The organism is uncultured Eudoraea sp. (assembly GCF_947260015.1).
Taxonomy (GTDB): domain Bacteria; phylum Bacteroidota; class Bacteroidia; order Flavobacteriales; family Flavobacteriaceae; genus Eudoraea.
Window position 1 is genome coordinate 1 of record NZ_CAMYOM010000097.1, and the last position, 2,123, is coordinate 2,123.

General features: G+C 37.5%; 2 protein-coding genes. Both read right to left on the reverse strand.

The window, feature by feature from the left end; translation table 11 throughout:
- On the reverse strand, window positions 1–987 hold a 987-nt coding region (locus Q0X66_RS15875; protein ID WP_297708107.1), incomplete at its 3' end, for an aldehyde dehydrogenase family protein.
- Window positions 984–2,111, reverse strand: coding sequence for an aminotransferase class III-fold pyridoxal phosphate-dependent enzyme (locus Q0X66_RS15880; RefSeq protein ID WP_297708109.1), 1,128 nt, complete (start codon window positions 2,109–2,111; stop codon window positions 984–986). The genes Q0X66_RS15875 and Q0X66_RS15880, both read right to left, overlap by 4 nt.
- Window positions 2,112–2,123: the final 12 nt, after the last annotated feature.

Consider the following 2,123-nt stretch of genomic DNA (forward strand, 5'->3'; position numbering starts at 1 on the left):
GGAGGCATTATGGTATACTGCCGCTGAATCAACAGAATTCATGAATGTTGCTGCTGTTTCTTCATTCGCGGTAATGATGGCTGCCGAATGCCCACCACCAAAAGTGTTTATTTTGCTAATTGCTTCCTTTAAAGAAGCAACTTGACCCAGCACTATTTTATAGTCTAAAAACTCTTCAATCCAAACACTCTCATCTTTAATAGGAGTTGTGCCTTCTAGAGCTGAAAAAGCCTCATCGGTTAAAATCTCAACCTTACTTTTCTGAAGTTCTAACAATAGATTTTGGACAAATTGTTGTTTTCTGGGTAAATCTGCAGCTATTAGTACTTTATCCAATGCATTACAGGCCGATATTTTGGTGGTTTTTGCATTGATGATTATATCAACGGCCATTTGTAGATCAGCTTCAGTATCTATATACACAAAATTATTACCTCTTCCACTGACGATTACAGGGCAGGTGGCATGTTGTTTTACAAAAGCAATTAGTTTTTCCCCTCCTCTAGGAACTATCAAATCCACTTTGTGTATGGGATTTTCTAAAAAAGCCTGCGTCTCTGAGCGATCATATTGCAAATAGCTGACCCAATCGCTATCAACTTGATTATCTCTTAAAGCTTTGTGCCATAAATCTACCAAGATCAAATTACTGTTCAGTGATTCCTTACCCCCTTTCAATAATATTCTATTGCCCGATTTAAAAGCAATCCTCCTATTGCTGATTTGCAGACCGTTTTCATGCTCAAATTGAAACCGTTCTAGATTCAAAGGGTCATTCAACAGTGTCAATTCCTTTAGGGATTTTATCATCCCAATAATTTTATCGTCATCAACTTTTAGGCGATCATACATGGCAATATCGTCACCAGAGTAAGCTTCCAAATCTTTTTTATTGGCTTCCAAAAGGGCGCTTTCCTCCTTTTTTATACATTCAATCATGGATTTAAGGACTGCATTTCGTTTATCTATGTTCAATATAACACTCATGATAATGCTATTTTTAATTTCTTGAAAAATAAGTCCATATCGCTTTTTGTAATATTCAAAGCTGGGAGAATTCGTAAAACGTTTTTATCCTTGGCCCCGCCGGTGAAAAGATGTTGCTCGTAAATTAGATTTTTGCGAAGTTCTCCCACTTCAAAATCAAACTTTAATCCCAGCATAAGTCCCCTGCCTTTTATTTCCCTAACCTGCGGTATTTCTAAGGCTCTTTTTTTGAAATATTTACCCAGTCTTTCGGCATTTTCAACAAGTTGTTCTTTTTCCAGAACCTCTAAAACAGCTAAAACAGCTGTGCAGGCAAGATGGTTTCCACCAAAAGTAGTCCCAAGCAAGCCATAGGATGCCTGAATGTTTTTATGAATTAATACACCACCAACAGGAAAACCATTGCCCATGCCTTTGGCTATAGTTATAATATCGGGCTTAATTTCATGCTGCTGAAAGGCAAAAAAAGAGCCAGTTCGGCCAAAACCAGATTGTACCTCATCAGCTATCAGAACTACACCATATTTTTTACAAAGTGCGGCAATTTCCCTATAGAATATACCAGATGGCTCGTCCAGACCGCCAACCCCCTGTATGGCTTCCAGAATAACAGCACATACATCTTCCTTTTTGATTTCAGTTTCAAAGGTTTTAATATCTTCAAATGATAAAAAAGTAACTTTTTGCTGTTTATTTATAGGGGCATTTATCTTCTCATTGTCCGTTGCAGCAACGGCGGCAGATGTTCTACCGTGAAAACTATTCGTAAATGCAATTACCCGGGATTTATTTGTATGGAAAGATGCTAATTTTAGGGCATTTTCATTAGCCTCTGCCCCCGAATTACATAAAAACAAATTATAATCCTCACAATTGGATAATTGTCCCAGTTTCTTAGCCAGTTGTCTTTGCAGCGGATTTTTAACGGAGTTGCTGTAAAACCCTATTTGATCTATTTGACTTTTAATGCGTTCTATGTAATATGGGTGGGAATGTCCGATTGAGATAACGGCATGGCCACCATAGAAATCGAGATATGTATCTCCCTTATCATCAGTAATAACAATACCCTTAGCTGTAACCGGGGTTACATCATATAGTGGGTATACATCAAATAGTTCCATTTATTGTTTTTT

Coding starts and splice junctions, on each gene's coding strand:
- Q0X66_RS15880 (WP_297708109.1), bottom strand. CDS start 2,111: ATGGAACTATTTGATGTATACCCACTATATGATGTAACCCCGGTTACA.